Annotated in this window: 26 protein-coding genes and 1 pseudogene; 10 read left to right on the top strand and 17 right to left on the bottom strand. The window is 63.9% G+C overall.

Going from position 1 to position 26,069, the window contains the following annotated elements; genetic code table 11:
• Nucleotides 1–76: 76 nt before the first annotated feature.
• The gene (locus tag U873_RS0106145; RefSeq protein ID WP_025127405.1) at nucleotides 77–907 is read left to right on the top strand and encodes an undecaprenyl-diphosphate phosphatase; all 831 of its coding nucleotides are present in this window, start codon (nucleotides 77–79) and stop codon (nucleotides 905–907) included.
• A complete protein-coding gene (locus U873_RS0106140; RefSeq protein ID WP_025127404.1) occupies nucleotides 904–1,326 on the top strand; it encodes a DUF1294 domain-containing protein in 423 nt (140 codons plus the stop codon). The genes U873_RS0106145 and U873_RS0106140 overlap by 4 nt, the downstream gene beginning before the upstream one ends.
• Here the strand turns inward: U873_RS0106140 and U873_RS0106135 are convergent.
• Nucleotides 1,323–1,667, bottom strand: a complete 345-nt coding sequence (locus tag U873_RS0106135) for an MmcQ/YjbR family DNA-binding protein (RefSeq protein WP_025127403.1) — start codon at nucleotides 1,665–1,667, stop codon at nucleotides 1,323–1,325. The genes U873_RS0106140 and U873_RS0106135 overlap by 4 nt on opposite strands.
• Before the next feature lie 11 nt (nucleotides 1,668–1,678).
• Nucleotides 1,679–2,587 (bottom strand): LysR substrate-binding domain-containing protein, encoded by a 909-nt coding sequence (locus U873_RS0106130; protein WP_025127402.1) that lies wholly within the window; start codon nucleotides 2,585–2,587, stop codon nucleotides 1,679–1,681.
• Between the two features lie 129 nt (nucleotides 2,588–2,716).
• Between U873_RS0106130 and U873_RS0106125 the strand changes: the two genes are divergently transcribed.
• Both U873_RS0106125 and U873_RS0106120 read left to right on the top strand, forming a co-directional pair.
• Nucleotides 2,717–3,328: an FMN-dependent NADH-azoreductase gene (locus U873_RS0106125; protein ID WP_025127401.1), complete on the top strand. Its 612-nt coding sequence runs from the start codon at nucleotides 2,717–2,719 to the stop codon at nucleotides 3,326–3,328.
• A 247-nt stretch (nucleotides 3,329–3,575) separates the two neighbouring features.
• On the top strand, nucleotides 3,576–4,613 hold the full coding sequence (locus tag U873_RS0106120; RefSeq protein ID WP_025127400.1) for a dienelactone hydrolase: 1,038 nt from the start codon (nucleotides 3,576–3,578) through the stop codon (nucleotides 4,611–4,613).
• Between the two features lies 1 nt (nucleotide 4,614).
• On the opposite strand, the gene U873_RS0106115 is transcribed toward U873_RS0106120, so the two are convergent.
• The 3 genes from U873_RS0106115 to U873_RS0106105 form a co-directional block, all read right to left on the bottom strand.
• A complete protein-coding gene (locus U873_RS0106115; protein ID WP_025127399.1) occupies nucleotides 4,615–5,802 on the bottom strand; it encodes an MFS transporter in 1,188 nt (395 codons plus the stop codon).
• 189 nt (nucleotides 5,803–5,991) lie between these two features.
• Nucleotides 5,992–7,578 (bottom strand): ABC-F family ATPase, encoded by a 1,587-nt coding sequence (locus tag U873_RS0106110; protein ID WP_025127398.1) that lies wholly within the window; start codon nucleotides 7,576–7,578, stop codon nucleotides 5,992–5,994.
• Between the two features lie 258 nt (nucleotides 7,579–7,836).
• Nucleotides 7,837–8,562, bottom strand: coding sequence for an alpha/beta fold hydrolase (locus U873_RS0106105; protein ID WP_025127397.1), 726 nt, complete (start codon nucleotides 8,560–8,562; stop codon nucleotides 7,837–7,839).
• Between the two features lie 363 nt (nucleotides 8,563–8,925).
• Between U873_RS0106105 and lpxO the strand changes: the two genes are divergently transcribed.
• The 3 genes from lpxO (at nucleotide 8,926) to U873_RS0106090 (ending at nucleotide 11,631) form a co-directional block, all read left to right on the top strand.
• Nucleotides 8,926–9,825, top strand: coding sequence for a lipid A hydroxylase LpxO (lpxO, locus tag U873_RS0106100; protein WP_025127396.1), 900 nt, complete (start codon nucleotides 8,926–8,928; stop codon nucleotides 9,823–9,825).
• A 205-nt stretch (nucleotides 9,826–10,030) separates the two neighbouring features.
• Nucleotides 10,031–10,405: a hypothetical protein gene (locus U873_RS0106095; protein WP_025127395.1), complete on the top strand. Its 375-nt coding sequence runs from the start codon at nucleotides 10,031–10,033 to the stop codon at nucleotides 10,403–10,405.
• 74 nt (nucleotides 10,406–10,479) lie between these two features.
• Nucleotides 10,480–11,631 (top strand): PQQ-dependent sugar dehydrogenase, encoded by a 1,152-nt coding sequence (locus U873_RS0106090; protein ID WP_025127394.1) that lies wholly within the window; start codon nucleotides 10,480–10,482, stop codon nucleotides 11,629–11,631.
• A gap of 84 nt (nucleotides 11,632–11,715) precedes the next feature.
• On the opposite strand, the gene rimI is transcribed toward U873_RS0106090, so the two are convergent.
• Complete coding sequence (rimI, locus tag U873_RS0106085) at nucleotides 11,716–12,840, bottom strand: ribosomal protein S18-alanine N-acetyltransferase (protein WP_025127393.1); 1,125 nt, start codon at nucleotides 12,838–12,840, stop codon at nucleotides 11,716–11,718.
• A gap of 93 nt (nucleotides 12,841–12,933) precedes the next feature.
• Between rimI and U873_RS0106080 the strand changes: the two genes are divergently transcribed.
• Entirely contained in the window at nucleotides 12,934–14,520 is a 1,587-nt protein-coding gene (locus U873_RS0106080; RefSeq protein WP_025127392.1) for a RimK family protein, read from the top strand.
• An 84-nt stretch (nucleotides 14,521–14,604) separates the two neighbouring features.
• Here the strand turns inward: U873_RS0106080 and map are convergent, their stop codons facing one another.
• Both map and U873_RS0106070 read right to left on the bottom strand, forming a co-directional pair.
• Entirely contained in the window at nucleotides 14,605–15,369 is a 765-nt protein-coding gene (gene map / locus U873_RS0106075) for a type I methionyl aminopeptidase (RefSeq protein WP_029978193.1), read from the bottom strand.
• Complete coding sequence (locus U873_RS0106070) at nucleotides 15,366–15,566, bottom strand: ParD-like family protein (protein WP_025127390.1); 201 nt, start codon at nucleotides 15,564–15,566, stop codon at nucleotides 15,366–15,368. The genes map and U873_RS0106070 overlap by 4 nt, the downstream gene beginning before the upstream one ends.
• A 274-nt stretch (nucleotides 15,567–15,840) precedes the next feature.
• Here U873_RS0106070 and ilvA point away from each other — a divergent pair.
• A pseudogene (gene ilvA, locus U873_RS0106065) lies at nucleotides 15,841–16,878 on the top strand (threonine ammonia-lyase, biosynthetic); the annotation flags it as partial.
• Between the two features lie 144 nt (nucleotides 16,879–17,022).
• Here the strand turns inward: ilvA and U873_RS0106060 are convergent.
• Together U873_RS0106060 and eco are read right to left on the bottom strand one after the other, a co-directional pair.
• Nucleotides 17,023–17,328 (bottom strand): NIPSNAP family protein, encoded by a 306-nt coding sequence (locus U873_RS0106060; protein ID WP_025127388.1) that lies wholly within the window; start codon nucleotides 17,326–17,328, stop codon nucleotides 17,023–17,025.
• Nucleotides 17,329–17,354: 26 nt separating this feature from the next.
• Nucleotides 17,355–17,831 carry a serine protease inhibitor ecotin gene (gene eco, locus U873_RS0106055; protein WP_025127387.1) on the bottom strand — a complete coding sequence of 159 codons (477 nt, stop codon included), beginning with the start codon at nucleotides 17,829–17,831 and terminating at the stop codon, nucleotides 17,355–17,357.
• Between the two features lie 534 nt (nucleotides 17,832–18,365).
• Here eco and U873_RS0106050 point away from each other — a divergent pair.
• Entirely contained in the window at nucleotides 18,366–18,629 is a 264-nt protein-coding gene (locus U873_RS0106050) for a DUF1652 domain-containing protein (protein ID WP_025127386.1), read from the top strand.
• A 174-nt stretch (nucleotides 18,630–18,803) separates the two neighbouring features.
• Here U873_RS0106050 and U873_RS0106045 read toward each other — a convergent pair whose 3' ends face one another.
• From U873_RS0106045 to U873_RS0106015, 7 genes are all read right to left on the bottom strand, one after another.
• Nucleotides 18,804–19,058 carry a DUF2790 domain-containing protein gene (locus U873_RS0106045; protein ID WP_025127385.1) on the bottom strand — a complete coding sequence of 85 codons (255 nt, stop codon included), beginning with the start codon at nucleotides 19,056–19,058 and terminating at the stop codon, nucleotides 18,804–18,806.
• Between the two features lie 179 nt (nucleotides 19,059–19,237).
• The gene (locus U873_RS0106040) at nucleotides 19,238–20,017 is read right to left on the bottom strand and encodes a ChbG/HpnK family deacetylase (RefSeq protein WP_025127384.1); all 780 of its coding nucleotides are present in this window, start codon (nucleotides 20,015–20,017) and stop codon (nucleotides 19,238–19,240) included.
• Complete coding sequence (locus U873_RS0106035) at nucleotides 20,014–21,141, bottom strand: GNAT family N-acetyltransferase (RefSeq protein ID WP_025127383.1); 1,128 nt, start codon at nucleotides 21,139–21,141, stop codon at nucleotides 20,014–20,016. Before U873_RS0106035 ends, U873_RS0106040 begins: the two co-directional genes overlap by 4 nt.
• Nucleotides 21,138–21,842 carry a hypothetical protein gene (locus tag U873_RS0106030; protein WP_025127382.1) on the bottom strand — a complete coding sequence of 235 codons (705 nt, stop codon included), beginning with the start codon at nucleotides 21,840–21,842 and terminating at the stop codon, nucleotides 21,138–21,140. Before U873_RS0106030 ends, U873_RS0106035 begins: the two co-directional genes overlap by 4 nt.
• Complete coding sequence (locus U873_RS0106025; protein WP_025127381.1) at nucleotides 21,839–23,767, bottom strand: hypothetical protein; 1,929 nt, start codon at nucleotides 23,765–23,767, stop codon at nucleotides 21,839–21,841. The genes U873_RS0106030 and U873_RS0106025 overlap by 4 nt, the downstream gene beginning before the upstream one ends.
• A complete protein-coding gene (locus tag U873_RS0106020) occupies nucleotides 23,764–25,074 on the bottom strand; it encodes an oligosaccharide flippase family protein (RefSeq protein ID WP_025127380.1) in 1,311 nt (436 codons plus the stop codon). Before U873_RS0106020 ends, U873_RS0106025 begins: the two co-directional genes overlap by 4 nt.
• Nucleotides 25,071–26,069 (bottom strand): polysaccharide deacetylase family protein, encoded by a 999-nt coding sequence (locus U873_RS0106015; protein ID WP_025127379.1) that lies wholly within the window; start codon nucleotides 26,067–26,069, stop codon nucleotides 25,071–25,073. Before U873_RS0106015 ends, U873_RS0106020 begins: the two co-directional genes overlap by 4 nt.

Here is a 26,069-nt window from a genome sequence, read left to right as displayed (position 1 = left end):
TACGCTCGTCTCGCAGTGAACGTCTTGAATACTTAGAAGAAGAGGCATGCCAAGCGCATCGCCTCATGGGGGATTGATGGATCTTTGGACCGCCGCGCAGGCATTGATACTCGGGATCGTCGAAGGCCTGACCGAGTTTTTACCCATCAGCAGCACCGGGCACCAGATCATCGTGGCCGACCTGCTCGACTTCGGTGGTGAGCGGGCGATGGCCTTCAACATCATCATCCAGTTGGGGGCCATCCTGGCGGTGGTCTGGGAGTTCCGGGGCAAGATCCTCGATGTGGTGCTGGGTTTGCCGACCCAGCCCAAGGCCCGACGCTTTACCGTCAACCTGCTGATCGCCTTCTTTCCGGCGGTGGTGCTGGGGGTGATTTTCGCCGACCTGATCCACGCCTACCTGTTCAATCCCATCACCGTCGCCACGGCCCTGGTGATTGGCGGCATCATCATGCTCTGGGCCGAGCGCCGGCAGCATCAGGTGCACGCCGAGAACGTCGATCAGATCACCTGGAAGGATGCGCTGAAGATCGGTTGCGCCCAGTGCCTGGCGATGATTCCGGGTACTTCGCGTTCAGGCTCGACCATTATCGGCGGGCTGCTGTTCGGCCTGTCACGCAAGACCGCCACCGAGTTCTCGTTCTTCCTGGCCATGCCGACCATGGTCGGAGCGGCCGTGTATTCGGGCTACAAATACCGTCACTTGTTCCAGCCCGATGATTTCCCGGTGTTCGCCATCGGTTTCATCACCGCGTTCATCTTCGCCATGATCGCGGTCAAGGGCTTGCTGAAGTTCATTGCCAGCCACAGCTATGCAGCGTTCGCCTGGTATCGCATCGCCTTCGGCCTGCTGATCCTGGCGACCTGGCAGTTCGGCTGGGTCGACTGGGCGGCGGCCAAAGCGTGAAGGCGGCACGCAACGAACAGGGCGCCAGCCGCGGCGCACGTATTCAGAATCCGCGCGCCAAGCTGCTGGTGTTCGCAGTGCTTTGCGCGTTGCCGCTGTACGGTTCGCTGTCCTTGTGGTGGCAGGGAGAGTCGATCCTGCCCCTGGCGATCTACGCTGGGGTCAGCCTGCTGACCTTTATTGTGTATTGGCACGACAAGCGCCGCGCCCAGGCGCAGGGCCCGCGCACCCCAGAGAATGTCCTGCATGCGCTGGAGCTGGCTGGCGGCTGGCCCGGCGCTTTGCTGGCCCAGCAACTGCTGCGCCACAAGACCCGCAAGGTTTCCTACCAGACGCTGTTCTGGCTGATCGTGGCCCTGCACCAGGTGTTCTGGATCGACCGCCTGTTTGTGCAAAGCCAGCTGCCGAGCCTGTTCTAGAGCAGCAGGGCAACCTGTACCCGCTTGGGCAGCTTGCTCACCACCAATTGGTGGGAGCGCCGCAGCAGTTGCTCAAGCTCTGCTGCATCCAGCGGGTAGGGGCTGGACATGATGATCCAGTGCGCCCGGGCCAGGTAGGGCGCGGGGGCAATGCCCGGGCGGTCGACATGGCCGAGAAACAGTTCCTGGTCGACCTTGAATGCCAGGGAGTCGCCCCGCAGGTTCTGTACGGCGAACATCTTGTTGCCGGCAATCGAAAACACCCGCACGCCACCCCACTTGTAGTCTTCCCGCGCGCCCGGCAGGGCCAGGCAGAATTGCGCCACTTGTTGTTCATCCAGGGTTCGGGCTTTCACAGCAGTCGTTCTCCGCAGCTCTCGAAGGATTCGCTCAGGTGCTCGAGCCAGGCCCGTACGGCCGGCAGGACACCCCGTCGGTGAGGATACACCGCTTGCAGCCAGCCGCCGGGCAACGACCATTGCGGCAGCAGCTGGACCAACTGGCCGCTGGCCAGTTCTTCTTCGCAATACAGCATTGGCAATACCGTACAGCCCAGGCCTGCGAGGGCGCAGGCGCGACGGACAATGAAGTCGTCGATTCCCAGGCGTGCCTCCAGGGCCAGGTCGCAGGCATTGCCCTGTTGGTCCAGCAGGCGCAGGTGCAGCAGGCGATCGGCCTCCAGGGCACCGAGCAACGGCAGGCGCCGCAAGTCTTCGGGATGCTCCACCGGGTGCTCGCGGACAAAGGCCGGGGTGGCGACCATCACGGTCTGCGCCGGTCGCAGGCGGCGGGTGACCAGCAGCGGGTCCTCATCACCGTGCTCGCGCACGCGCAAGGCTACATCGACGCCTTCATTGACCAGGTCGACGCGGCGGTTGAGCAGCAACATCTCCAGTTGCACCTGAGGGTACTTTTCCAGGAAGCGCGCCACCAGCGGCGTCAGTAATTCATGGGCCAGGCCCACCGGGCTCGACACCCGCAGGCGCCCGCGGGGTTCGCTGGCCATGGCGGCCACGGCCTCGTCGGCCATTTCCGCGGCCAGCAGCATGGCCTGGCAATGACTCAGGTAGCGTTCGCCCACCGCGGTCAGTTTCAACTGCCGGGTGGTGCGTTGCAGCAAGCGGGCGTTGAGGCGCTCTTCGAGTTCGGCGATGCGTCTTGAAAGGCGCGACTTGGGAATGCCCAGCAGACGCCCGGCAGCGGCAAAGCCGCCGGCTTCCACCACCTTGGCGAAGTAATAGAGATCGTTGAGGTCTTGCATGAGGAGGGCTCGACTGTCCTGCTGATGGGACGAACTATCGCATTTTTGCTGACTAATCAGCCATTGATTTCATCTGTAGGATTGCCAACATCTGATCGCCCAGTGGCGGTCCTCACTTGGAGATCCCCCATGAAACTGTTGCATATCGATTCGAGCATCCTTGGCGACAACTCGGCCTCCCGCCAACTGAGCCACAGCGTGGTCGAGGCCTGGAAAGCCGCCCGTGCCGACATCGCCGTGACCTACCGCGACCTGGCCGGTGACGCTATCAGCCACTTCTCCGCGGCAACCCTGGTGGCCGCCGGCACTGCCGCCGAACTGCGCGATGCCGCACTGAAGCACGAGGCCGAACTCAGCGCCCAGGCCCTGGCCGAGTTCCAGGCGGCCGACGCGGTGGTGATCGCCGCGCCGATGTACAACTTCACCATCCCCACCCAGCTCAAGGCCTGGATCGACCGCATCGCCGTGGCCGGCCAGACCTTCCGCTACACCGAGGCCGGTCCGGAAGGCCTGTGCGGTGGCAAGAAGGTGATTGTGGTGTCCACCTCCGGCGGCCTGCACGTTGGCCAGGCGACCGGGGTTGCCCATGAGGATTACCTGAAAGTGCTGTTTGGCTTCCTCGGCATCACCGACATCGAGTTCGTCCGCGCCCATGGCCTGGCCTACGGTGAAGAGGTGCGCAACAAGGCCATGACTGACGCCCAGGCGCAAATCGGCGAGCAACTCTTCGCCGCCGCGTAAGGCTTGTGTAAAGACGCTTTCAAGCGCGTCGAGCACCACTAGACTCTGTATTCTGCTCACTGTGCAAAGTGATCGGAGTACGGAGTTTTTTGTTGTCTGTGTTTTCTGGCCCGGGTTATGCAGGGCATACAGTGATAGGCCCGGCATGTGCAGCCAGCATGAGCGGGCCATGTGGCTTCAAGCCTTGGCGGCAAGGGATGGCAGGGGCAATGGGCTTTCTTGATCCAGCAGCGAAGGTGGGCGTGAGATGAAACGTCTTGGTGCATTGTTACTGATCTGCCTGCTCAGCAGCCTGAATTCAGTCCAGGCCGCGCCTGCGCCACACCCGCACTGGAGCGTCGGTTTCCATGAGATGAGTTTTCTCGATCCCCTGGACCAGCAGCCGATGCGCGCCATCGCCTTCTATCCGTCCACCGGCATTGAGCACAACAGCCAACTTGAGGGCTATCAGATTGCGGCATCCCGGGATGCCAAGGTCGCCATCGGCCGTTTCCCGATGCTGATGCTCTCCCACGGCAATACCGGCACGCCCCTGGCCCTGCACGACCTGGCCACCTCCCTGGCGCGCAAGGGTTTTGTCGTGGTGGCGGTGATCCACCCGGGTGACAATTCCAAGGACCACAGCCGCCTGGGCACCTTGAGCAATCTCTATGGGCGGCCGATCCAGATTTCCGAAGCCATTACCGCGACATTGAGCGACCCGATGCTGTCGCCTTTCGTCAACGCCGACCAGGTGGGGGTCATAGGTTATTCCGCTGGCGGCGAAACCGCCCTGATCCTCTCCGGCGCCACTCCGGACCTGGACCGCCTGCGACGCTACTGCCTGGAACGCCCTGGTGACCATGACGCCTGCAATACCCAGGGTGAACTGATCGTCGATCGTGACGATCTGCAGCCAGTGGCCGATCCGCGGGTACATGCCTTGTTGCTGATGGCCCCGTTGAGCCTGAAGTTCGGTCGCCAGACCCTGGCCGGAGTGCATGTGCCGGTGCTGCTCTACAGCGGTGATGGCGATCAGTTGGTGGCCCTGGACAAGAATGCCGCGGCCCTGGCCCGCAAGTTGCCGGTGGCGCCGGACTTCAAGCTGCTGGCCGGTGCCGGGCACTTCGTGTTCATGGCGCCTTGCAGCGCAGAGCAACTGGCGGCGATGCCGGCCTTGTGCACCGATGCCGACGGCGTCGATCGCGAGGACATCCACCGCAATCTGATTTCCGAGGCCGGCAAGTTCTTCGCCCACACCCTGGGCAAGCCGAGCCGTGCCGGCATGCAAACCGCCGATCAGTGACTCAGGCGCCGTTGCGGCGCTTGAGCAGCAGCGTCAGGCCCAGGGCGGTGACCGAGAGCAGGGCGGCGCAGAAGAAGATCCACGAATAGCCGAGGTTCAGCGCCACTGCGCCCATCAAGGGGCCGGCGATGGCCAGGGCCAGGTCAAAAAACACCGCATAGGCACTCAAACCGGCCCCGCGGCTGCTGTTGGGCACCTGCTTGATGGCCTCCACGCCCAATGCCGGATAGACCAGCGACAGGCCGATACCGGTGAGCCCGGCCCCGACCAGCGCCCAGCCGGCGGACGGTGCAAGCCAGAGCAGGACCAGCCCCAGGGTTTCGACGCACATGCAGGCAATCGCCGATGCAAAACCACCAAAACGGCTGATGCTGGAGATGAACAGCAGACGCGAGCAGATGAAGCAGATGCCGAATACCGTCAGGCAATAGGCGGCGCCGGTCCAGCCTCGGCTCACATAGAACAGCGCAATGAAGGTGGTCAGGGTGCCGTAGCCGATGGATGCCAGGCTCAGGCTCGCGCCAAAGGGCGCAATGCGTCCGAATACCGCCCAGAACGCCAGGCGCTCACCGCGAACCACCGGGACCGAGGGCTTGTTGCGGATCAGCAGCAAGGCCAGTAAGGCCATGGCCGACAGGGCGATGCCCAGGCTGGCGAAGCTGTAATTCTCGACCATCTTCACCCCCAGCGGGGCACCGATGGCAATGGCGCCATAGGAGGCAATGCCATTCCAGGAAATCGACCGCGCCGTGTGTTCAGTGCCCACCTGGCCCATGCACCAGCTGATGGTGCCGACGCCGATCAGGCCCTGGGCCACCCCCAGCAGCAAGCGTCCGCCGAGCAGCACCGTCAGGCTCAACAAGGGCAGATGTTCCAGCAGCACCGACACCAGGGTCAGCACCCCGCTGAGGAGAATCCCCAGCAGCCCATAGATGATCGAGCGCTTGGTGCCCACGGTGTCCGACATGCGCCCGGCCATGGGCCGGCTGAGCAGGGTGGCCAGGTACTGCGAGCCGATGACCAGCCCCGCAACCAGCGCGCTGAAACCCAACTGATCGTGGACATAGCCCGGCAGTACGGCAATCGGCAGGCCGATGCAGAGGAACGCGATAAAGGTATAGAAGACGATGGAGACGATCTGCGGGGTGATCGCCATGGAGCTGGGGGCGGGCGTCTGTGGTTCAGGCATGAAGGCTCGTTCGCGGGCGGCGGTTAGAGACCGGCATCATCGCGTGCCGCGACGGTAAAAGAAAGCATGCTAACTATTTATCCCGCCCGCCGCCGGCCTCTATATAAGGAGGGCCACGCAAAAAAAAGCCCCATCACAATGGATGGGGCTCTTCAGGTGCAGCTTGAGGCTTGAAACTCGCCGCTGCCTTTAGAACATCACACCCTGGCTGCGCAGGTAATCATCGTAGGTGCCGCTGAAGTCGGTCACGCCGCTTGGGCTCAGCTCGATGATGCGGGTGGCCAGGGACGACACGAATTCGCGGTCGTGGCTGACGAAGACCAGGGTGCCCGGGTAGTTTTCCAGGGCCAGGTTCAGCGCCTCGATGGATTCCATGTCCAAGTGGTTGGTCGGTTCGTCCATCACCAGCACGTTGGGCTTTTGCAGGATCAGCTTGCCGAACAGCATGCGGCCTTGCTCACCACCGGAAATCACCTTGACCGACTTGAGGATCTCGTCGTTGGAGAACAGCATGCGGCCCAGGGTGCCGCGGATCATCTGCTCGCCCTGGGTCCATTGGCCCATCCAGTCGAACAGGCTGACGTCGTCTTCGAAGTCGTGGGCGTGGTCCTGGGCGTAATAGCCGACCTCGGCACTTTCAGTCCATTTCACCGAGCCGGCGTCCGGGGTCAGTTCGCCCACCAGGGTGCGCAGCAGGGTGGTCTTGCCGATACCGTTCGGGCCGATGATCGCTACGCGCTCGCCGGCCTCGATGGTGAAGCTGAAGTTCTTGAACAGAGTCTTGCCGTCGAAACCCTTGGACATCTGCTCGATGGTCACGGCCTGGCGGTGCAGCTTCTTGGTCTGTTCAAAACGGATGAACGGGCTGACGCGGCTCGATGGCTTGACCTCGGCCAGCTGGATCTTGTCGATCTGCTTGGCGCGGGAGGTGGCCTGCTTGGCTTTCGAGGCGTTGGCCGAGAAGCGGCTGACGAAGGTCTGCAGTTCGGCAATCTGGGCTTTCTTCTTGGCGTTGTCCGACAGCAGCTGCTCGCGGGACTGGGTCGCCGCGGTCATGTACTCGTCGTAGTTGCCCGGGAACAGGCGCAGTTCGCCGTAGTCCAGGTCGGCCATGTGGGTGCAGACGCTGTTGAGGAAGTGACGGTCGTGGGAAATGATGATCATGGTGCTGTTACGCGCCGTCAGGATCGTTTCCAGCCAACGGATGGTGTTGATGTCCAGGTGGTTGGTCGGTTCGTCGAGCAGCAGCACTTCCGGATCGGAGAACAGTGCCTGGGCCAGCAATACCCGAAGTTTCCAGCCGGGTGCGACTTCGGTCATCGGGCCGAAGTGCTGTTCCAGGGGAATGCCCAGGCCCAGCAGCAGTTCACCGGCGCGGGATTCGGCCGTGTAGCCGTCCATCTCGGCGAATTCGGTTTCCAGTTCGGCCACGGCCATGCCGTCTTCTTCGGTCATTTCCGGCAGCGAGTAGATGCGATCGCGCTCGGCCTTGACCTTCCACAGCTCCTCGTGGCCCATGATCACGGTGTCGATCACGGTGAATTCTTCGTAGGCGAACTGGTCCTGGCGCAGTTTGCCCAGGCGCACGTTCGGTTCCAGCATGACCTGGCCACCGGATGGCTCGAGGTCGTCACCGAGGATTTTCATGAAAGTCGACTTGCCGCAACCGTTGGCGCCGATCAGGCCGTAGCGGTTGCCGCCGTTGAACTTGACCGAAACGTTCTCGAACAACGGCTTGGCGCCGAACTGCATGGTGATGTTAGCTGTGGAGATCAATTACTTACCTGCCAATGATTTAGCGCTGGGGCGAATTCACAGGGCGCGATCTGGAACCTTCCAGGTCGGGCCGGTCTGGGTGTGGAACTGAGCCAGCGGACGTACGTCGAGCGCAACATTCCGGCGCCGGGGCCGGGTTGCTGAGCAAAGAGTGCGGGGTGCGCGTTGGAATTTGCGCGCATTGTCGCATATGTAAACGAGCAGTTGTATGACGCTGAGGCAGGGAATTTAGCCGGGAAGGGGCCGGCTCAGCTGTCGTCAGAGGGTGCGCGGGTGCTCGTCCAGCCCATTTACGAACCGCTGCAAGTGCAGCGCCGCCTCGGCTGGCGCTGCCTGGAGCAGGCAGTGGGGGGCATCGATCTCTACCCATCGGGCATCCTTGCGCAGTTGCCGGATCAGGGCACAAGCCGAGGGTGGCACCAGGCGGTCGGCCCGGGCTCGCAGGTACAGCAGCGGCACCTCTGATAGCCCCAGGGCCTGGCGTACATCCACGGCGATCACGGCTTGCAGACGGGCTTGCAGCACGTGCGCGGCAGGCTGGGCAATCGCCTTGGCCAGGGCGCGGCGCAACGGCTCCGTGGAGAAGCGCCCCAGCAACAGCGCGTCCAATGGCCATAAGGGCAAGCGTTGCAGGGGCAGGAACCTGAGGAACGGCTTCAAGGGGGCCAGCGCGGGGCGTGGATTGCAGACGAAACTGCAGCACAGCACCAGTCCCCGCAGGTTCGCCGGGCGCCTGGCGGCAAGGCTGACCGCCAGCGGCCCGGAGAAGGACTCGCCCAACAGCACGAAGGGCTGATCCTGCGGTATCTGTTGCAGCACGCGTTCCAGCAGTTGCGGGTAATCCAGGGGCTGGTCGTCAGGGTAGCTCAGGACCTGTACCGGCCAGCCCGGGCCCAAGGCCTGCAGCAACGGTTCGAACAGGCTGCCGGTACCGTCCATGCCCGGGAGCAGCACCAGGCGAGGGGGGATCGGGGAGGCGGTCATATCAGCGGTCCTTGCCGGGAAAGGGAGCGGGGGGCGGTGCGCAGGATACCTTGGGAAATCCGTCCGACCCAGCTCGGCGCCGTCGGTGAGGCCCCGGGATGAGTTTTGTTGAGCTGGATCAAAACCTGGCGCAGTACAGAGGGATTCCTACAGAACCACTGCACCTTTTCACAAATTTGAGTTAACCATTGGTTACAAAGTGTGGCTAAAATGCCTGCCGACGGCCGGACGCCGAGGGTCGGATCGGCGACCAAGACGATCGCCGATCACGTTTTTTTTCAACTCAGACGCTGCCATTTGCCTTCTGCCCCTCCCGGGGTTTTAGAGGCGCAGCACGCTCTCTTCTGAAGTGTGACAATTTCCGTGAAACTCATCATTGCCGCTGTATACGTTTTATCCATTGCGTACGTACACCTGCGGGGGCGCGTGCGCCACAAACTGGGACGCCAACTGAGTGATCACTCAACCTTTCTGGCCCCCATCAACTGCTTTCTCTACCTGTTCTCCAAGTTTCCCAACCGGCCGTATCTCGATCCCGCCGACTTTCCCGAGATGAATAAGCTCCAGGAGCACTGGGAAGAGATCCGCGCCGAAGGTCAGAACCTGATGCAGGCCGGCGCGATCAAACGATCGGACCAATACAACGACGTGGGGTTCAATTCCTTCTTCAAGACCGGCTGGAAACGCTTCTACCTGAAGTGGTACGGCGACAGCCATCCGTCGGCGATGAAACTGTGCCCGCGCACCACCGAACTGGTGCAGAGCATCGGCTCGATCAAGGCGGCGATGTTCGCCGAGCTGCCCCCAGGCTCGAAACTGGTGCGCCACCGTGACCCTTATGCCGGTTCCTATCGCTATCACCTGGGGTTGTCCACGCCCAACAACGAAGGCTGCTACATCGAAGTTGACGGCGAGCGCTATCACTGGCGCGATGGCGAAGCGGTGATGTTCGACGAGACCTATATCCATTACGCGGAAAACACCACCGAGCAGAACCGCATCATTCTGTTCTGCGATGTCGAGCGGCCGATGAAGTATCGCTGGGCCGCGGCGTTCAACGGCTGGTTCAGCCGCACGGTGATGTCGGCGGCCGGTTCGCCGAACGATGCCGGCGACAAGACCGGCGGACTGAACCGGGCCTTCACCAAGCTGTACAAGATCCGCCTGCGGGGCAAAGAGCTCAAGAAGCGCAACCGCACGCGCTACTACCTGGAAAAATGGGCGATCTTCGCGGCCTTGTTGTTGCTGTTCATCTACATCTGATTCTTCTGCCCTTCGGGCTATCTCCGCCGGCCGGCACCTGCAACTTCCGAGCTTGCAGGTGCCGGCCGGTTCATTCGCCTGGCGCCTGCCTCCCTGCCGGCAGCCGGTGTTACATGTTCTGACGGTTTATTTAGTTAACAAAGCCGAACCCTGGGCGTAGCGTGGAATCGAATCCGATACCTTGTCGCTCCTCAGGAGACTTGTCATGAACACTCTGGCTCGCGGGTTTGCCGCATTCATCGCACTCAGTTGCAGCGTTGGCGCAGCCTCGGCCGGCAGTGGCGGCACGCCTGCCTCCAGCCAGGTCCAGGGCCCGCTGCAGTTGGTGCAGAACCTGCCCAACAGTGGCAACAACAACCCCTACAGCAACCCGATCCGGCGGGCCAATCCCAATAGCATGCAGGGCACTCAGCCCGCTGGGCCGCCCGTGCGCGGGCCCAATACCGTGCCGATCGGGCGGCCGCCAACCCTGGAAAATGGCGGCATCGGCAATGGCTACCCGCGGGGCGGGGCGCAGCAGCCCAACCCCGCCCCCCAGGTGCAGAACCCTCGTGATACCGATAACAGCAACCGGCGCTGAGGCGCCCTTGTGTCGAACCGGCGGCTGGTTCACGCGCAGCGGCCATGGATTGTGATCCACAGAAGGAAGCGAGCATGTTGGGTAAAACCTTTTTCGCCGGGCTGTGCGCCAGTGTCCTGCTGGGCGTTGCAGGAGCGGCCTCGGCTGCCAGCAGCCAGTCATTTCCCAGTGAGCAGGGCACCGTGCACCTGACCCCGCTGGTTGAGGGCTTGAACCATCCCTGGGCCCTGGCCTTTTTACCGGGCAACCAGGGCATGCTGGTCACCGAACGGTCCGGAAGCCTGCGGCTGGTGAGCCCCCAGGGCAAGCTGTCGGCGCCCTTGAGTGGAGTGCCCCAGGTTTGGGCCAACGGCCAGGGCGGCCTGCTGGATGTGGTGCTGTCGCCGGACTTCAAGCAGGACCGCCTGGTCTACCTGTCCTACGCCGAGGGTGGTGGCACGGGAGGCACCGCCGGCACCGTGGTGGGCCGTGGACGCCTGGCTGATGACCTCGGCGGGCTCAACGACTTCCAAGTGATCTTCCGCCAGGAACCCAAGCTGTCCACCGGTAACCACTTCGGTTCACGGCTGGTGTTCGACCGCGATGGCTACCTGTTCATTACCCTCGGGGAAAACAACGAGCGTGCCACCGCCCAAGACCTGGACAAGCTCCAGGGCAAGATCGTGCGCCTGTACCCGGATGGCCGGGTGCCAGATGACAATCCCTTCGTCGGCCGCCCCGGGGTGCGCCCGGAAATCTGGAGTTTCGGCCATCGCAACCCGCAGGGGGCGGCGCTCAATCCCTGGAGCGGCACCTTGTGGGAGAACGAACACGGGCCAAAGGGCGGTGACGAGATCAACCTCATCGAGCGTGGCAAGAACTACGGCTGGCCCCTGGCGACCCACGGCATCGACTATTCCGGCCAGCCGATTGCCGAGGCCGGTGGCCAGACGGCGCCCGGCACCGTGGCCCCGCACCACGTCTGGGAAAAATCCCCCGGTATCAGTGGAATGGCCTTCTACGACAGCGATCGCTTCAAGCCCTGGCAGCACAATGTGTTCATTGGCGCCCTGGCCAGTCGCGAACTGATCCGCCTGCAGTTCGACGGCGATCGGATCGAACATGAAGAGCGCCTGCTGGGCGATCTCAAGGCGCGGATCCGTGATGTGCGCCAGGGGCCGGATGGCTACCTGTACATTCTCACCGACGAGGACCAGGGCACCCTGTACAAGGTCGGCTTGGACTAACCCTGCGCACCCGGCTAGACCTTGGCGCGCCAACCCTGGTCAGGGGCCCCTTGACCAAGAGGCCGCGGGAGCTTCAGCGCGCCTTCACTGGCAAGCGGCCTCTGGTGGATGGCGGGCGGGTGAGGAGAGCACCACCGCGGCCCGCAGCTTGTTGCTGCCGAAACTGCACATCTTGTCGAATTCGGCATGACTGACTGGCAGGTGCTGGCAATCCATCGCCTGGCGATGCTGGCTGTGGTCGACATCCGGATCGTGCAGGTAGACGAAGTCTTCATCGCAATCGGTGACTACCACCCAATGGGGGGCCTTGGAACGGGTCAGCCGGTAGCTGCTGATCAGCACCAGGGGCTGGCCCCCTTCGCTGAGCAACCGCGGCAGGTCCAGGGGGCCGCCGAGCGCTTGCTGGACATCACTGGCGTCCAAGTCCTTGCAGAATTCATCGTGGACCAGGCGCATCACGTCTTTCTTGTGCTCATCACGCACGCCATTGAGAAACAACGGACCGGCGCTGTTGACCTGCAGGCGCACGGCAAAGCCCCGGCGCCAGGCCGAAAGGGCCAGCCCCTGGGGGCTGCAACCGCCGTGGCCGGCGGTCATGAACACGGTGGTGGCTTCGCGCCAGATCTGCAGTTCCTCACGCCGTTCCAGGGGCCGTGACGGGTGCAGGGCGGCCATGGCCATCAGCAGGCAGGCCGGACCGCAGGTGAAGTCGGTGGTCTGCGGGTAGTAGGGCACGCGGATGCTGCGGCTCTCGCGGTGCTCGAGGATGCGCTTTTCCAGGCGCAGGGCATCGGCATGATCTTCGTAGTAGTCGTGGATCCGGGCAAAACGCCGGTAGCCGTGGCGTTCGTAGAGGGCAATCGCTGCCGGGTTGTCGCTGCGCACTTCCAGGCGCAGGTAGGCGCAGTCATGGGCCAAGGCACAGGCCTCGATCTGCTGCAGCAGGCGTTTGCCGACGCCGAGTCCGCGGGTGTCGGCGGCAATGGCGATGGAGTACAGGCGCGCCAGCGAAGTGCCGCGATGAAACAGCACCAGGGCATACCCCAGCAACCGTTCCTGGTGCTGGGCCACCAGCAGTTGGCCGTGGGCCCGGCTGATCATCCACTGGAAGCTGCGTGGCGTCAGTCGGTCACTGGTGAAACATTGCTGTTCCAGGGCCACCAGCGCCGCCAGATCGTCGGGGGTTGCAGTGCGAAAGACAAGATCCATATGACCGCCGTAAAAGTTGCGTAACGAAACGAGACTTCAAAAAAAGTTCGTGCTTAATAGAAAGGGTCAGGTTCTTCAGCGAGAGCGAACTTTATGTCAGCGGTACAAGGTCATTGGCGAGAAGTATCCGAGCAAAGTTTGCCGGCGGCAATCACTTCACCGATTTTATTTCCTGCGGTCGACAAGGTCTCCAGCCAAGTCATCATCATTGTCGAACGCAAGGAAGATTGGGCGTCCTACTTTCCCAGCGAAGGCATTCTCACGGCCCAGGAATACCTGGAACAGAGTCGCGAGCACGAGCCGGGCAAGCGGGTCCAGGTGATCAACCTGTGCCGCAGCTACAAGTACCTGGGGCACGGCTATTACTGTTCGCTGCTGGCCGAGGCCCGCGGCCACCGGGTGATTCCCTCGGTGCGCACCATCAGCGAGCTGACCCGCAAGGCCCTGTACGGGCTGGCCCTGGATGACCTGGATAAAACCCTGGAAAAAGCCCTGAGCAATCATCTCTACAGCGACACCGAAGGTTTTACCCTGACTCTTTATTTCGGCAGGACACATATAGAACCGTTGCAGGAGTTGGCGCGCCAGTTGTTCGAGTTGTTCCCCTGTCCAATTCTGCTAGTTGATTTCAAACGAACTAACGGCTGGCATATAGAAGGGGTGAAGTCCGGTGCGCTGCACAAGTTGCGAGATGACCAGGAAGATCAGTTCGCCAACTCCCTGGACAGTTTCAGCCGCAAGGTCTGGCGGCTTCCCAGGTCCCGACGGCTGGCCCGTTATGACCTGGCGATTCTCCACGATCCCGAGGAAGCGCTGCCGCCGTCCAACGCCCGGGCCCTGGACAGTTTCATCCGGGTCGGCAAGGGCCTGGGGATCGATGTCGAACTGATCGAGAAGAAGGATTACTCGCGCCTCGCCGAGTACGACGCGCTGCTGATCCGCGAGACCACCAGCGTCGACAACCACACCTATCGCTTCGCCAAGAAAGCCGAAAGCGAAGGGCTGGTGGTGATGGACGATCCGACCTCGATCCTGCGTTGCACCAACAAGGTCTACCTCACCGATCTGCTCAAGGGGCATCAACTGGGCATGCCCGCCACCGAGATCCTCTACAAGGAGCGACCGCAGGATTTCGAGCGGGTCGGCGAGCGCCTGGGCTTCCCCCTGGTGCTGAAGATTCCCGACGGTTGTTTCTCCCGCGGGGTGATCAAGGTCGAAAGCCAGCAGGCATTGCTGGAGGCCACCGCCGAGCTGTTCGAGCATTCGGTGCTGCTGCTGGCCCAGGAGTTCTTCTACACCGAGTACGACTGGCGCATCGGCGTGCTCAACCGCAAGCCGATCTTTGCCTGCCAGTACTTCATGTCCAAGGGCCACTGGCAGATCTACAACCACAAGGCCAAGGGCCAGGACATCAATGGCGAATGCCGCACCCTGGCGATCCATGAAGCGCCGCGAGCGGTGGTGGAGTTGGCGGTGAAGACCGCCAACCTTATTGGCGACGGTCTCTACGGGGTCGACCTCAAGCAGTCGGGCGAGCAAGTGGTGGTGATCGAAGTCAACGACAACCCCAACCTCGACGCCGGCATCGAGGACGCCTACCTGCAGGACGACCTGTATGCCCTGGTGCTGGAGGAGTTCGTCCGCCGCTTGGAACTCAAGCGTCGCGGCCAGGCCTGGTGAAGCGCCTGGCCGCTGTTGCAGGTCTTGGTGCGCTGGCAGGGGCCATGCCCATGGCGCGGCGCCGCTGCCAGGCGGCCATAGGTCCTACTGCGGTTGCAGGGTCAGCACTTCGTAGCCGTCCCGGGTGACCGCTATGGTGTGTTCCCATTGGGCGGAGAGGGCGTTGTCACGCGTGACCACGGTCCAGCCGTCCTTGAGCCCGCGCACCCGGGCGCTGCCCTGGTTGAGCATCGGCTCGATGGTGAAGACCATGCCTTCGCGCAGTTCCAGGCCGGTGCCGGGACGGCCGAAGTGCAGGATCTGCGGTTCTTCGTGCATCTGTCGGCCAATGCCGTGGCCGCAGTATTCGCGGACCACGCTATAGCCCTTGGCCTCGGCATGGGACTGGATGGCGTGGCCGATGTCGCCGAGGCGGGCGCCGGGACGCACCACCTGGATCGCCGCCCACATGGCCTCGAAGGTGCTGGTCACCAGGCGCTGGGCCTTGGGACCGACGCTGCCGATCAGGTACATCTTGCTGGAGTCGGCAATGTAGCCGTTCTTTTCCAGAGTGATGTCGATGTTGACGATGTCACCGTCCTTGAGCACTGCCTTGGCGTGGGGCATGCCGTGGCACACCACCTCGTTGATCGAGGTGTTGATGCAGTAGGGGTAGTTGTATTGGCCCTTGCTGGCCGGGCGCGCCTTGAGTTCATGGCGGATAAGGTGCTCCACCGCAGCGTCCAGCTCCAGGGTCGACAGCCCGGCGGCGACAAAACCATCGAGGAAGGTGAACACCTGGGCCAGCAGGCGCCCGGACTCGCGCATCAGCGCCAGCTGTTGCGCAGACTTGATCAGCGCCTGGGTCATGGGCGCCCCCTGAGCAGGTCGGGTTTGTTCAACAGCAGCTTGTTGACCAGATCGTTGTAGGTCAGGTGCGGGTTGAGCTCGGCCAGCAGGCCGATCTTGATCCAGAACTCGGCCTGGGCGTTGATCGAGCGGTCCATGGCGGCACTGGCCATGCGCAGTTGTTCGTGCAGTTCATCGGAGATCTTGACGATGCCCATGTGACGGAAAACCCTCTGGAGTGAATATACGAATCATATATGAATCGTATAATTCAGCTCAAGCGGCGGGCGGCGAGCGGCAAGAAAGAGGCTTGCGGCTGGACGCTGGATTCGCTAGTTTCTGCCCATGACTTTCCAAGCCTTTCGTTCCCAGCCAAGCATTATTACCGCCATTCCTTATTGGCGGGCTTGCTGACGACTGCACCCAACCCGCCCTGGAGGCGGGTTTTTTCTCTCTGTCTCCCGGGCTTCGAACACAGCCAGGAGAACCCTCATGAACCGCCCCAGCCGTCCCGCCAGCACGCCCCAGCCCTCTGCCGACATGGCCTTGCTGGAGCGCTACGTGAAGATGATTCTCGCCGCGCCGGTCTACGACCTGGCGCTCTGCACGCCGTTGCAGGCTGCACCGGCACTGTCGCAGCAACTGGGCAACCAGGTGCTGCTCAAGCGTGAAGACCTGCAGCCGACCTTTTCCTTCAAGATCCGCGGTGCCTACAACCGCCTGGTGCAACTGAGCGCCGAGCAGAGGCAGCGCGGGGTGATCACCGCGTCCGCCGGCAATCATGCCCAGGGCGTGGCGCTGGCGGCGCGTGAGCTGGGAATCAAGGCCTGCATCGTCATGCCCGCCAGCACCCCCGAGCTCAAGGTGCAGGGGGTGCGCAGTCGCGGTGCCGAGGCGCTGTTGCACGGCGAGAGTTTCCCCTTTGCCCTGGCCCATGCCCTGAACCTCGCCGAGCGCACGGGCAGCACCTTCGTCTCACCCTTCGATGACCCCCATGTGATTGCCGGGCAAGGCACCGTGGGCATGGAGATCCTGCGCCAGCAGCAAGGCGCGCTGGATGCGATCTTCGTCCCGGTGGGCGGTGGCGGGCTGATCGCCGGGATCGCCGCCTACGTCAAATACCTGCGTCCGGAAATCCGCATCATCGGTGTCGAATCCGAGCACTCCAACTGTCTGCAGCAGGCGCTGGCGGCGGGCGAACGGGTGATCCTGCCTTCGGTGGGCAGCTTTGCCGACGGTGTCGCGGTGGCGCAGATCGGCGAGCACGGTTTCCAGGTCTGCCGGCACCATGTGGACCAGGTGATCAGCGTCAGCAATGACCAGCTGTGTGCGGCGATCAAGGACATCTACGACGATACCCGCTCGATCACCGAACCCTCCGGGGCCCTGGCGGTGGCCGGGATCAAGGCATACGTCGCCCAGACCGGGGCGCGGGGGCAGACCCTGGTGGCCATTGATTCGGGGGCCAATATCAACTTCGACAGTTTGCGTCATGTGGCCGAGCGCGCCGCCTTGTGCCGTTCCCAGGAGCTGGCGCTGCAGGCTTGAGGCAATCTCTGTGGAGGCTGTGCCGTGTGCGGAGGGCAGGGCTGGCCAAGGCGCTCCTCGCGGGTGCCCGGCTGGCCAGTGCATGGCTGGCAAGCCGGAGCTCGGGCCTGTGCCTTCAGCGGCGGGTCAGGACAGCAATGGCCGCAGGAAGCTGCGCTCGTAGCTGAGGATGAATTTCTTCTCCACCACAGAAGCCACCAGGGCCACGCGTTCGGCGTCGCTCAGGGCCGCCTGGCGATAGGCTTCATAGTCTGCCAGCGAGGGAAAGCTGAACAGGCAATAGGCAATGTTGCTGGCGCCTTCGGAGGGCAGGAAGTAACCATGGTGGGTGCCACCAAGGCGCCTGACCACGGCGATCCAGGCTTTGGAATAGGCCTCGAACTCGGCCAGTTGGTAAGGATCGATCACATATCTGACGTGGCAGGTAATCAAGGGCGAGCTCCTGGCATGAGAACGGGTTATTCCTGGCGGGCCTGCTGGACCTTGTCGGCAGCGCTCCACAGGCGATAGCGCACTTCCACGTCCTTGGGCGCATAGATCACGATCGGCAGTTTGCTGTTGTAGCGCAGGACAAAGCCGTCGCCGATCACCGGCACCAAGTCCTGGCGAGTCTGGCCATCGGGGCAGGCCATCTTGGTGCTCACCGGGCCGCTGACCTGCTCCAGGCGATAGTAGGGATAACCCCAGCCTTCGAGGTTCTTTTCCTCCAGGTTGCCCCCCAGACGCTGTCGGTTGCAGTCCACGGTGAGGGTCTTGCCGGCGAGAATCTCGACCTTGTAGCGGTCTTCATGCTGCTGCTTGGGCAGGTGGATGACCTGACGGGTGAAACCGTCCTCGGCCTTGGGGTAGGGCGCGGTGTCTTCGAGCGTGGCGGCCAGGGCCTGCACGGACAGGGCCGAGAGCAGGGCCGCGGTGGTAAGGGCAATCGGACGCATGGTGCCTCCTGGCTGATGGAATCTGGAACAGTGAACAGCGTTTGCACCCGATCGGGTGCCATTCGGGTGAGAAATTGTCCCGGGCATTCTGCAGGGCGCCGTCGCCTTCCTGCAAACGCAGGTTGCGTGACAGGGCATTTTGCCCGGCTGACGGGGGCATTTCTTGCACTTTGCATGGGCACTGCCGCAGCGAATTTGCTCAACACCTTGATTTGCCTGGTGGTGTCGCCAAGGGCAAGGCAGGCACGTTTCCTGCCTCTTCAACCCAAGGCCCGGTGGTCGAACACCGCTTTGCAGAGCCTCAGCTGGCACGCAAATGGATAGGTGGTTGATGGCCTCCGCCGATTCAAGCCGTAAAGCCCGGTGCTCAGAGCGAAATCGAATTTAGCAGGGTCGGCAAAGCGGCTTAGTCTGTAACTTGGCTTGGTCTGCAAGGAACCCAAGGCCGAGCCGGGAACACCCACGAACACGGACGTCACTGCTGTGCAGCGGTTTGCCAATTATTGGCCGTCTCGAGAAAAGGAGAGAGTCGCCATGTTTTTATCTGCCCTGGAATTGCGCAACATCATTGAAAGCAGCTTTCTGCCCAAGCGCTGTCAATGCACCTTGAGTCCAGACCTGTCGATGACGGTGAAAGTCTTCGCAGATCAAAATACCGACCGGGTCGACCTGCTGGTCACCGGCATCGATGCTTCGCTGCTCAATGGCTGTCGCGAGATCAACGAGCTGATCGCCGAGTTGCGTTACGACCTGGCCCATAATCCCAGCTTGCTGGCCGCTGCCAGGCGCGTGCACTGACCGCGTTGCTGTTGCCGGAAAACAATCCTCTTGCAAGCGGCCACCGCAAGCGTACCTGCGGTGGCTGGGGATCGTGTGCTGGCAAGGTGGTCACGGGCCCGGCACGTGCCCGGGCAGACCAGCCTGCCCTGACCAGGAGGGAGGTGACGGCAATACGCCCTCCAGCGACCGGCTTCAGTTCTGGTAGTCGCAGGCCTGGGACATCTTGCGATAGGTGATTTCCTCAGCTTTGCCCGTATTGTCGATGTACTTCATGTCGGCGGTGATGACCTTGCAATCAGCGGTATCGGGCTCGCTCATCGAGATCACCTTGGCCACGTGCAGCGGCATGCCGTAGTGGTAGGGCACGGCCACCGTGCTGTCGGCCTGGGCCAGCCCGCTGAGGGCGCTGAGCAGCAAGGCAGCGGTCAATCCGGTACGCAGATTCATGGCGGTTCTCCAAGACAGACTGAACGTCAGTTTTGCGCCCGAACAGGCACAGAACTTGCCGCGCAATGCGTCAGAATATTCTGAGTCAGCGCGGTCAAGCTCAGTGTCGAGCGGCAGGATTAACCGTCGATTAATTTCAGTAGGGAGCTAATAATCTTTTCCTGCCTTCTGTTCGTCCTTTATCGCTCGCTGTAGGCAATCCGTTGATGGTGGGGCAAGGCCTGGTTGAGCAACTGTTCCAGGGATTGTTCAGGCGGAAGATAGTCGTCGCCGAAATCGCCATCGGCCCATTGCGTTGGGTGGGCCACCACTTCCACCAGCCCTGAGGGGCGAAAGCCCTCCAGCAGGTCCCGGGGCGTGCATACCGCGCTTGGCGGCTGCCCGGACAACCAGCGTATACGCCGGTTCAAGGCACTCTTGAACAGCCATTTGAGCGGACCGATATTGCCGCCCACGTTGCGTGCCAGGCGTACCGGCACCCCTTGCCGGGCGGCGAAGCGTGCGACGATCGGGGCAATCGGCCACAGGTTGTGCACGTGCTGGTGGGAGTCGATATGGCTCGGGCGCAGGCCCTGGTCGAGACAGCGCTGCCACTGTGCCTGCAGTTCCTGCTGCACCGCCTCGACCGCCGCCGCCGGCAAGCGCAGGGCCGAGCGCGGCACTTCCAGGTCGAACTGGCCCTGGGCATTGCAGAACAGCGGCTGGGCACGGATGGCCACGCTCAGGGGCGCGCCGTAGGTCAGGTTGAAATGCAAGCCGATACGTCCCAGCAGCGCATGCTCGTGGACCAGGCGACAGGCATCCTCGAAGGCCGGCATGTTGGCCATCAGCGTGGCGGAACTGATGACCCCGCGCTTGAACGCGCGCAGGGTCAACTGGTTGTAGTCCGGGTCGAGGCCGAAGTCGTCGGCGTTGACGATGACGCGGTGCGCGTGGCTGGCAGCCAAGTTGTGTTTCATGGGCGAGCCCCTTGTTCAGTGATGGCCTGACGCCGGTCGCGCCAGGCCTTGAGGCGAGGTTTGAGTTGCTGCCACAGGCGTTCGGCGACGCCCGCCAGCAGGCCCCGGGGGCGCCAGGAGTAGAAGCTCCAGCGCTGGTGCTCGACCACGCCGCTCATGCGTTCATGCAACTGGTGGCTGGAGCGGCTGAGGCTGACCCGGGAGGCGTCGACCCACTGCCAGCCTTCGTCCAGGCCCCAGCGGATCCATTCGTCCAGCAGCAGCCGGCCGCTGCCCAGGTTGGCGTAGTCGGCCAGGAAGGCGATGTTGTAGTCATACAGTCGGCCCTGTTCCAACAGGCCCAGGCGATAGCTGATGCAGCGCCCCTGGTGCTCGAGCATCACCACCCGGACGCAGCCTTCGACAGCCAGGCCGCACAGGGCCGTGTGCATCCATTGCTGGCGCTGCTCGCCGGAGAAGATCCCCAGGCCGTCGGCGCCTTTCCAGCTGGCCTGTTCCACTTCGCAAAGCCTCTGCAGGACGCTGTCCATGGCATCGGCCTGGGGCGCCAGGCGCACCACCCGGGCGTCGATTTCCCCGCAGCGCTTCTTCGCCCGGCGCAGTTCATAGCGCAAGGTGCCGGTGGCTTCCCCGCGGTCACTGTCGACAATCAGGTGCTCCGGTGCGCGACAGCTCAGGGATTGGTCGCTGTAGCTGCTGGCCCGGCACCAAGGCGCCAGCAGGCCCTCGGCCTGCACCAGCTCATGCAGTTGCAGCAGGTCGTGGGGCAACTGCCGGCGGATCCTGCGCAGCGCCTCGGGCATGGCGTCGTGCGCCGGGTCTGCCACCAGCAGCGCCAGGCGGTCGCTCAGGGGATGCCCCAAGTGACGCACCACTTGCAGCGCCAGGCCGGCCCTGGATTCGCGGCTGCGCACCAGCGGCAGGCAGAGCACCAGGCGCTGCTCCTGCCAGCCCAGCAAAATCTGCAGCTGCTGCGAGGGGTTCAGGGCCTGCTGGGCGCCCCGCAGCCAGCTCAGGCGGTTGAACGGCGTTGCCTGCTCGACCCCCTGGCGCAGCTGTTCATAGGCGCCCACGGGAAAATCTTCGGCGGTGAGGCTTGTACACCATTGCCAGCGCAGGTTCACGAGTGCTCCTTGTCGGACTGGCTGGCCGCGCCCTGTGGCGGGGCCAGGCGCCCACGGCGCAGGTGATGCAGGCGCGTCTGGTGATAAGGGCGGCGGCGGTGGAAATGCAGGCAGCGCAGCAGGCAATAGACATGCAGGGATTCGCCGACCTCCTGGAAGCCCAGGCGCATGTGCATCTTCAGGGCCGGCTCGTTGCGCACGTTGACCAGGGCCCGGGTAGCCTTGAAACCGCGCTCGCGGTACTCGTCCCAGAGCATCTTCTGCGCCAGGATCACCACCCCCGAACCGCGGAACGGTAGCGCGCATTCACCGGCGAACTGGTACAGGCAGCCGGGCGGTATGCGCATCCAGCAGCGGTACAGTTGATCATCGTAGTAGTCGCGTTCACTGATCCAGACCATCATCATCACGTTGCCGTCTTCGTCCAGGTGCGCGCTGCCGCGGCTGCCCTTGTCGAGCAACCCGCGGATCGCCGGCAACTGGGCCTTGAAGTACTTGTCGAAGGCCGGCAGCAGCTCCCTGGTGATGCGCACCTGGGGCCAGCGGCTGGGATTGATCGGGCAGGGCACCGGCAAGGCCAGGGAGCGTTCCAGGGTCAGCAGTTCCCAGTGGTAATAGAAGAAGCGTTCACAGAACACCCGCAGGCTGCCACGCAGGCCCTTGCGGCGGATTTTGGCCAGCAGGCCGGTCAAGCGAATCATAGGGTTTTCCAGGTCAAGGCAAACAGGGTTTCACCGGGCAGTTGGAACACTGCTCGGCCATCGCTGCACTGCACCTCAGCGCTGCGCCTGCGACCGTCGGGGCCGAGCAGGGCAAGGCTCGGGCCGGACTGGCAGATCTGCAGCGCGCCGCTCAGCGCGATGGTCTGGGCGCGGGGTGTCTTGGCCACCCCCAGCAGGCTGTGGCGCCGGCCATCCTGCAGGGCCAGGGCGTCGACTTCGAAGGCCGGGTTGTCCAGGGCCTGGACCTGCGCCAGCCAGTGCTGCTGGATGAACTGCTGAGCCACCGCCACCGGTTTCAGGCTGAAGCTCTGGCCGTTGCGCTGGGCCAGCATGCCCTTGGGGTACTCAGGCTCATCGGCGGCCTGGAACCAGTTGAGCATGTCCAGCAGGCCATCCTGGGAGGCGTTGATCACCACCGAGGCCCACCACAGGGCGGCATAGTGAGTGTCTTGCTGATAGGGGCTGAGGTCCGGGCCGCTGGAGATGTTGGTCTGGCTCAGCAGCAGGGCCTTGCGCGGCCGGCCCTGTTCGTCGAGCCCCACCAGGTCGGCGGCGGCGCGCACGCTGTTGCGGTAGCGGCGGGTGGCCAGCAGGTCGCGGACCATCCATTCATGCCAGGCCAGGGCATCGATGTCGTGGCCGTGCTCGGCCAGCAGTTGCCGCGCCCAGTCGATGCCGCGGCGCTGCCCGGCACCGATCCGGAACGGCCCGTCCAGCAGCCGGGAACTCGCCGGCATGGCGATCCGCACGCCGGCCGCCCGGGCCTCGGGGTTGGCCTTGGTGTGCTCCAGCATCCGCGTGAAGTAGCTGGCAAACGCCCCATAGCTGGGGTAGTTGAGGTTGGGCTCGTCGGCGAAGGCCAGGTAGTGCAGGCCCTGGTTGCCCAAGCGCACACTGTCGGCCAGCCAGGCGTCGAGCCCGGCGAAGCTGGTGCTGTCGGCATCCAGCACCGCACGGCGTCCGGTGCCCGCCAGCAGGGTGATGTCGCGATCGATCCCGAAGGTTTCGCGGTACAGCTTGCGAAAACTCAGCTCGCGTTCGGGCTCGGCCTTGATCACATCGACGAAACTGTAGAAGTTGGCCGCCCGCGGGCCGAGGGCGCGCAACAGTTCGAAGGTCGACGGTGGTGGTTCGGCGTAGGGCAGGGCGATCCCCAATTGCGGGCTGGGGCCACGCACTTGCGGTTTGAGGCTGAGCTCGACCTGCGCCGGGGTCCATTGCAGCGGGTGCAGTTGGCGCAGGTCCTGGGCGAACAGGTTGGCGCTGCCGTCGAGCCAGAAGCCGACCTTGCCCGAGCCACCCAGGGACAGGCGCCAGATTTCGTCCTGCGGGGCCTCGGGCAGCGCCACCTGGTCGAACTCGCCGTATTGCGGGTGTTCTTCGAGCTGCAGGCGCACCCGCTGGCCGTCACTCAGCCGGACCGCCTGCAGCACGCTGACTCCGCCGTAGTATTTGCCGGCCAGCACCGCTTGCTCACCTGCAGCCACGCGAAAGTACAGCTCGACCCCGCTGGGCACGTCGGCACTGAAGTGCACCTTGGCCGGCTCGAACTGGGCACGGGTGGCGCTGTCGTGGAACACCTTGAAGTTGCGGAAGCTATAGCCTGGCACCTGCAGTCGGTAGTCGCCCTGGGCGGCGGGGAGCGGCACGTCGCGCTGGCCGTAGGGCTGGTCGGCGCGAATCTCCAGCTGTTGCAGCAACTGGCCGTCTGGGGCCAGCAGGTACAGCTGCTCCTGGTTGGCGTCGCTTTGCCAGGCCGGGCTCCAGCGCAGTTGCAGGGTGTCGGCGGTGTCGGCCTGGAGGTACAGGCTGCCGTCGCGGATGTCGCCCCATTGCATGGGCGCCGCGTGCAGGGATGAGGCTGCCCAGAGCCATGTCAGGGCGAGCAGGGAACAGGGTTTCATTGACGCTTTTCCTTAGGGCGCAGTAATTGGCGCAGGTAGACAAGGTCCTCGGGCAGCAGGAACAGGGTGCGATACCAGGCCACCCCGCTGAGCTGGCAATACAGGCCGAGCATCACCAGGCTCACCGCCAGGTAGGCGATGGACGAAGCCAGGCCGGCGCCGACGATGCCCAGGTGGGGAATCAGCAGCGCGTTGAGGGCCAGGTTCAGCAGCGCGCCGCCGGCCAGCAGCAGCGACAGGCTGCCGGGGCGCTGCTTGCCCAGCAGGTCCAGGCGCAGGATGCTCGCGTAGCACAGGCCGAACAGCCCCGGCAGCAGGGCCAGCAAGGCGTTGTAGGCCGGGGCGTAATCGGCGCCGAACAGGGTGACGATCAGCCATTGGCCGATCAGCGCCATGCTCAGGCAGGCGCCGAGCATCACCGTGGCGGTCAGGCGCAGTGCCAGGGAGGTGAGCTGCTCGATACCGGCGCCCTGTTGCAGCAGGCGCTTCATCAGGGGCGTGGTCACCGCTTCGGGAATGATCAGCAGCAGTTCCGCGGCGGCACTGGCCATGGCATACCAGCCCAGGGCGGCCGGGTCGAGGAGGGCGCCGATAAACAGATAGTCCGAGCGCAACATCAGTTGCTGGGACAGCACCCCCGGGTGGCTCTGGGCGCTGTAGCGCAACAGCTTGCCTTGTTCCCCGGTCTGCCAGCGCAGGCGCAGGTCATGAAAGCGCGCCAGCCAGCACCAGCCGACCACCACCACCAGCAAGGTACCGCCCAGCCAGCTGAGCACGGCGGCCGACAGCGGCTGGTCGCGCCAGATCCACCACAGGCCGACGAACAGCAGCAGCGGCACCAGGGACTCCAGCAGGCGCAAGGCGTTGAAGGCCTCGACCCGGCCATCGGCGTTGTGCAGGGTCAACAGCCCGCTCTTGAGCACGGTAATCGGCACTGCCAGCAGCAACAGCCAGGCCAGGTCCCCCAGTTGCAGGCTGAGGTCCCACTGGCTGCCGACGGTGTTCATCAGTGCCAGGCCCGCCAGGGTCAACAGGCTGGCCAGCAGGCAGCCATAGACCAGCACCTGGGTCAGCAGCAGGCCCATGGGCCGCTGGCGCGCGGCGTCATAGCCAACGGCGGTATTGAGGCCGCCGCTGGTGAGGGCGGCGATCAGGTCCGGCAGGGTGCTGAGCAGGGCGAACAGGCCACGGTCCGCCGGCCCCAGCAAGCGCGCCAGCAACACGTTGCGCAGCAGCCGCAGGCCGATCATCGCCAGGCGCGTGCCCATGCTCAGCGCCAGGTGCCACAGGTAGCCGCCGCGCTTCATGCCCGTGCCCCCTGGAGCAGGCGCCAGGCCAGGAGACCGGGGTGCGCGGCGCTGGCGTGACTGACATCGATACGGGGCAGGGCCAGCGCCGGATTGCCTTCGGCCTCGATCAGGCCGGGCCGGGTGCCCAGGGCGTAGCGATAGCCCAGTTCGGCCACCGCAGCGCGCACCTCAGGGCTGTGGTCGCCATTGGGGTAGCAGTAGACCGCCAGCGGTGCCTGGCAATGCTCCCGGAGTGTGGCATGGGAGCGCAGCAGGTCGGCGCGCAATGCCGCTGTGTCGAGGCGGGTGAGAATGCCGTGGCTGGCCCCATGGGGCCCGAAGCGCACCAGCCCGGAGCGCTCCAGGCGCTTGACCTGGGCCCAGTCCAGGCTCTGGGGGGCGCCAGTGTCGGGGCAACTGTCGGCGAGGGTTTGCAAGGTTTCTGGCGCCAGGCCTTTGAGGCGCTGCAAGTAGCTGGCGAGCGCACGGCTGCGCGCATCGCTGGTGCCGGGCTGCAGCAGGCTCGGCGGTGGCGTCAGTTGCAGCTCCTGCAGCTGCGCGAGCAAGGGCTGGAGGGCTGCGCCTTGGCCCGGCTGCCACAGGGTTTCGCCGATGGATTCCCACCAGAAGCCCTGGTGGCTGCCGATGAAATCGGTGGAGAGGAAGATGCTCGCCGGCACTTCGTAGCGTTCCAGCAGCGGATAGGCGATGTCGGCGTTGTCGCGCCAGCCGTCGTCGAAGGTCAGCGCAACCTGCGGCCGGTCGCCGCCGGGGAGCTCCAGGAGCTGCTGCAGGGGCACGCAGTCGAAATGCCGGCGCAGCCAGCGCAGCAACTGTTCGAACTGTTTCTGGCCGACGCACAGGGCAGCCCGGTGGGGCTTGGCCGCGGCGCTGGAATCGGCCAGCACCCGGTGCAGCATCAGTACCACCCCGGCATCGCTCAGGCGGGCGCGCCCGAGGCTGTGCAGGTAAGCGCTGCCGAGCACGCGCTTGAAGGATTGTTTGAGGGTCAT

Source organism: Pseudomonas sp. PH1b (genome assembly GCF_000633395.1).
Taxonomy (GTDB): domain Bacteria; phylum Pseudomonadota; class Gammaproteobacteria; order Pseudomonadales; family Pseudomonadaceae; genus Aquipseudomonas.
Note: the sequence above shows the minus strand (reverse complement) of the source record. Positions and strands in the feature narration are given on the sequence as shown.

Excerpts from the sequence above, each read along its gene's own strand:
- U873_RS0106125 (WP_025127401.1), top strand. The coding sequence starts at position 2,717 with ATGAAACTGTTGCATATCGATTCGAGCATCCTTGGCGACAACTCGGCC.
- U873_RS0106045 (WP_025127385.1), bottom strand. The coding sequence starts at position 19,058 with ATGAATCTGCGTACCGGATTGACCGCTGCCTTGCTGCTCAGCGCCCTC.
- U873_RS0106080 (WP_025127392.1), top strand. The coding sequence starts at position 12,934 with ATGTCAGCGGTACAAGGTCATTGGCGAGAAGTATCCGAGCAAAGTTTG.
- U873_RS0106145 (WP_025127405.1), top strand. The coding sequence starts at position 77 with ATGGATCTTTGGACCGCCGCGCAGGCATTGATACTCGGGATCGTCGAA.
- U873_RS0106070 (WP_025127390.1), bottom strand. The coding sequence starts at position 15,566 with ATGGGCATCGTCAAGATCTCCGATGAACTGCACGAACAACTGCGCATG.
- U873_RS0106130 (WP_025127402.1), bottom strand. The coding sequence starts at position 2,587 with ATGCAAGACCTCAACGATCTCTATTACTTCGCCAAGGTGGTGGAAGCC.
- U873_RS0106105 (WP_025127397.1), bottom strand. The coding sequence starts at position 8,562 with ATGACCGCCTCCCCGATCCCCCCTCGCCTGGTGCTGCTCCCGGGCATG.
- map (WP_029978193.1), bottom strand. The coding sequence starts at position 15,369 with ATGACCCAGGCGCTGATCAAGTCTGCGCAACAGCTGGCGCTGATGCGC.
- U873_RS0106095 (WP_025127395.1), top strand. The coding sequence starts at position 10,031 with ATGAACACTCTGGCTCGCGGGTTTGCCGCATTCATCGCACTCAGTTGC.
- U873_RS0106115 (WP_025127399.1), bottom strand. The coding sequence starts at position 5,802 with ATGCCTGAACCACAGACGCCCGCCCCCAGCTCCATGGCGATCACCCCG.
- U873_RS0106050 (WP_025127386.1), top strand. The coding sequence starts at position 18,366 with ATGTTTTTATCTGCCCTGGAATTGCGCAACATCATTGAAAGCAGCTTT.
- U873_RS0106040 (WP_025127384.1), bottom strand. The coding sequence starts at position 20,017 with ATGAAACACAACTTGGCTGCCAGCCACGCGCACCGCGTCATCGTCAAC.
- U873_RS0106120 (WP_025127400.1), top strand. The coding sequence starts at position 3,576 with ATGAAACGTCTTGGTGCATTGTTACTGATCTGCCTGCTCAGCAGCCTG.
- U873_RS0106015 (WP_025127379.1), bottom strand. The coding sequence starts at position 26,069 with ATGACCCTCAAACAATCCTTCAAGCGCGTGCTCGGCAGCGCTTACCTG.
- U873_RS0106020 (WP_025127380.1), bottom strand. The coding sequence starts at position 25,074 with ATGAAGCGCGGCGGCTACCTGTGGCACCTGGCGCTGAGCATGGGCACG.
- U873_RS0106030 (WP_025127382.1), bottom strand. The coding sequence starts at position 21,842 with ATGATTCGCTTGACCGGCCTGCTGGCCAAAATCCGCCGCAAGGGCCTG.
- U873_RS0106025 (WP_025127381.1), bottom strand. The coding sequence starts at position 23,767 with ATGAAACCCTGTTCCCTGCTCGCCCTGACATGGCTCTGGGCAGCCTCA.
- U873_RS0106090 (WP_025127394.1), top strand. The coding sequence starts at position 10,480 with ATGTTGGGTAAAACCTTTTTCGCCGGGCTGTGCGCCAGTGTCCTGCTG.
- eco (WP_025127387.1), bottom strand. The coding sequence starts at position 17,831 with ATGCGTCCGATTGCCCTTACCACCGCGGCCCTGCTCTCGGCCCTGTCC.
- rimI (WP_025127393.1), bottom strand. The coding sequence starts at position 12,840 with ATGGATCTTGTCTTTCGCACTGCAACCCCCGACGATCTGGCGGCGCTG.